3 protein-coding genes are annotated in these 3580 nt (G+C 73.4%); 2 read left to right on the top strand and 1 reads right to left on the bottom strand.

What is annotated here, in order from left to right:
• Positions 1-1553 (bottom strand): methionine--tRNA ligase (gene metG / locus RI554_04780; GenBank protein MDR9391326.1); only part of this gene is annotated, 1553 nt, incomplete at its 3' end.
• A gap of 154 nt (positions 1554-1707) precedes the next feature.
• On the opposite strand from metG, the gene RI554_04775 reads away from it, so the two are divergent.
• Positions 1708-2445, top strand: coding sequence for a hypothetical protein (locus RI554_04775; GenBank protein MDR9391325.1), 738 nt, complete (start codon positions 1708-1710; stop codon positions 2443-2445).
• On the top strand, positions 2442-3580 hold a 1139-nt coding region (locus RI554_04770; GenBank protein ID MDR9391324.1), incomplete at its 3' end, for a hypothetical protein. The genes RI554_04775 and RI554_04770, both read left to right, overlap by 4 nt.

Here is a 3580-nt window from a genome sequence, read left to right as displayed (position 1 = left end):
CCGTCCCCGACGTCCATCGACGCCTTGAGCGCCTCGACGTCGATGCGGGGGAACAACGCCTCGCCCGCCTCGACGGTGGCGCCCTCCGGCACCCGGTCCCACGCCGCGGCGTCCTCCAGGCGGACGTCGCCCGGCGCGCCCAACCGCGCGCGGAGCGTCGCCATGCGTTCCGGCATGACCGGGTCGAGCAGCACCGACGTCGCGTACAGCGCCTCGGCGCAGGTCCGCAGCACCGTATCCAGCTCGCCCGCCCGCGCCGGGTCCTTCGCCAGCTCCCACGGCGCGCGGTCGCTGACGAACCTGTTCGTCTCCGACACCGCCGCCATGACCGCCGCGAGCGCCTCGTCGTACCGGAGCGCCTCCACGTGCGTCAGCACCGCGTCCGGCAGCGCCGCGAACGTCGCCTGCACCGCGCGGTCGGCGTCGCCCCGCGGCCCGAACGCCGGCACGACGCCCCCGCGGTACTTCGTGAGCATCCCGACCGTGCGCGCCAGGAGGTTGCCGAGGTCGTTGGCCAGGTCGGCGTTCACGCGTTCGGCGAGCCCGAGCTCGTGGAACGAGGCGTCCAGACCGAACCGCATGTCGCGCACCAGGAAGTAGCGGAAGGCGTCGTTGCCGTAGCGCCCCACCAAGTCGAGCGGCCGCACGACGTTGCCGACCGACTTGCTCATCTTGCGGTCCTCCACCAACCAGTAGCCGTGCACGTTGAGGTGCCGGAACGGCGGGAGGCCCGCCGCCTTCAGCATCGTCGGCCAGAACACGCCGTGCGGCTTGAGGATGTCCTTCGCGATGAAGTGCTCCGCCGCCGGCCAGTAGCGCTCCTCCAGGCCGTGGCTGACGAGGTCGGACCAGTAGTTCAGCAGCGCGTCGAACCACACGTACGTCACGTGCTCCTCGTCCCACGGCAGCGGGATCCCCCACGGCACCCGCGCCTTGGGGCGACTGATCGACAGGTCCCCGATCGGTTCGCGCAGCATCGCCAGGACCTCGCTGCGGTACCCCTCCGGCCGGATCAGGTCCGGCTGCGTCTCGAGCTGCTCGCGCAACCAGGGGCGGTAGGTCTCCATGCGGAAGAAGTAGTTCGCTTCGCTGCGGTACTCCGGCTCGATGCCGTGCTGCGGGCAGAGCCCGTCCTCGAGCTCCTTCTCGGTGTAGTAGCGTTCGCACTTCACGCAGTACGTCCCGCCGTACTCGCCGTAGATGATGTCGCCCTGGTCGTAGACCCGCTGCAGGACCTCCTGCACCACCCGCTGGTGGCGCGGCTCGGTCGTGCGGATGAACGCGTCGTAGTGGATGTCCAGCTCGTCCCACGCGGCCCGGAACTGCGCCGACACCGCGTCGACGTACGCCTGCGGCGTCGTGTGCGCCGCCTCCGCCGCCTTGGCGATCTTCTCGCCGTGCTCGTCGGTTCCGGTCAGGAAGCGCACGTCCCGCCCCGCGAGCCGTTGGTAGCGACTCGCGACGTCGACGAGGATCGTGGTGTACGCGTGCCCGATGTGCGGCGCGGCGTTGACGTAGAAGATCGGCGTGGTGGCGTAGTACGGCTCGGCCATGAACCCTCCCGGACGCCCCGTGGGGGCGTGAGGGAGGGTAGCAGATGCACCTGCGCCCCGCGCACGCCGGCGGCGTGGGCCCCCGCGGGGCGGGTATAGTCGGCCGTTCGGTCGCCGCGCGCGACCGCGCGAACCCCGCGAAGGGAGGCCCGTGGTGCCCACGCGTTTCGATCCCCGACCCGACCCTCGGCCCGGCGCCCGGCCCCCCCGCCGACCGCGCCGACGCGCGCTCGCGTGGGCGTTCCTCGCCGCCGCCCTGCTCCTGGCGGGCTGTTCGCGCAACGCCGTCGAGGGCCCACCGCAGGTCCTGTACTTCTACGACTCGTTCTTCGTCCAGGGGCAGGACCCCTACGTCCTCGACGCCCTCTTCGATGCCGGCTACCTCGTGCGCCGCACGAACGACGTCGAGGTGTTCGACGCCGAACTCCGCCGCGGACGCGCCGACCTCGTCGTCGCGCTCGTGCAGTCCGACGGCACGACCGCGTTGCCCCTCGACGCCGCCGCCTTCGAGCGCTACCTCGGGCGCGGCGGACGCGTCCTGCTCGTCGATTGGCGCCGCGACCCGACCCTCGCGCGGGTGCTGGACGCGCGCTACACCGGCGAGACGAACCTGCGCGTCGCCCGTCTCGACGACCCCCACCTCGCCGACGGCGTCGGCGACCGCGTCGTCCTCCGCGAACCGGGCTGGTTGACGTACTCCATGGGCCTGCGCCCCACCGAGGGCGGCGTGGCCGCCTGCGCGTTCGAGAACGACGACGCCTGCCTCGTCCTCGGCAACGGCGGCCGCAGCGCCCTCCTGGGGATGCTGGGCGACACGCTGCCGGACGACGTCGGCGCGACGTTCTTCGCGAACCTCGCGCGCCACCTGCTCCGCGACCCGGGTCGCCCGTGAGCGACGCGCGACGCAGCGGCCAGGCGGCCGCCGCCGCGGAGGACTTCGAGCGCGCCCGCCGCCGCGGCGCGGTCCGCCGCGCCGCGGCGACCCTCGCCAACCGCGATGCGGCGCTTCTGCCCTACGAGGAGGTCCGCACCCACCTCCGCGCGATCGAGAGCGCCGAACGCCACCTCGAGGACATCCCGCTCGACGCGATCGTCGGCTCCGTCGGGCGCTACAACGACTTCACCCGCGAGTTCCTCCCCCGGCGGGCGGCCGGCCGCGACCGCTGGGTCGGCGTGAAGTTGGCGATGACCGGGCTCGAGGGGGTCCCCCCGATCGAGGCGTACCGCGTTGGGGACGCCTACTTCGTGCGGGACGGCAACCACCGCGTCTCCGTCGCCCGGGAGTTGGGCGCGCCCACCATCCAGGGGTACGTCACGCCCGTGCACGTCCGCGTGCCCTACGGGCCCGACGACGACCCGGAGACGTTGATCCTGAAGGCGGGCCACACGACGTTCCTCGAACGCACCCGGCTCGACGCGTTGCGGCCCGGCAGCGACCTCGCCGCCAGCGAAGCGGGCGCGTACGCCACGCTCCTCGAGCACGTCTCCGTCCACCGGTACTACATGGGCATCGACGAGGACCGCGAGGTCGGTTGGGAGGAGGCGGTCGCGCACTGGTACGACGCGGTGTACCTCCCCGTCGTGCAGGAGATCCGCGCGAGCGGGATCCTGTCCGCCTTCCCCGGCCGCACCGAAACCGACCTGTACCTGTGGTTGGCCGACCACCGCGCGCACCTCCAGGACCGCCTCGGGTGGGACCTCCCCAGCGAACAGGTGGTGCAGGGCCTCGCCGGCTCGCCCCTCGAGGCGCCGGCCGACCGCGACGCCTGGTTGGGGCGCTGGGCGGAGGAGGTCGGCGCGACCGTCGACGCGGCGCCCGACCGCTCCGCTGGGGCGGGCGCGCCCGCCCCGGCGGCCCTCCCGACCCGAAGCCGCCTCGCCGACGACCTGCTCGTCGCCTTCGATCTCGGCGACCCCGGCCTGACGGCGCTCCGCCAGACGCTGGTGCTGGCGGAGAAGGAACACGCGCGCGTCTACGGCCTCCGGGTCCTGCAGGGCGGCGAGGGCGCGGCGGAGCGCCGCGCCAC

Source organism: Trueperaceae bacterium (genome assembly GCA_031581195.1).
In the GTDB taxonomy this organism is placed as follows: Bacteria; Deinococcota; Deinococci; order Deinococcales; family Trueperaceae; genus SLSQ01.
This window is presented reverse-complemented; position numbering and strand designations above follow the sequence as displayed.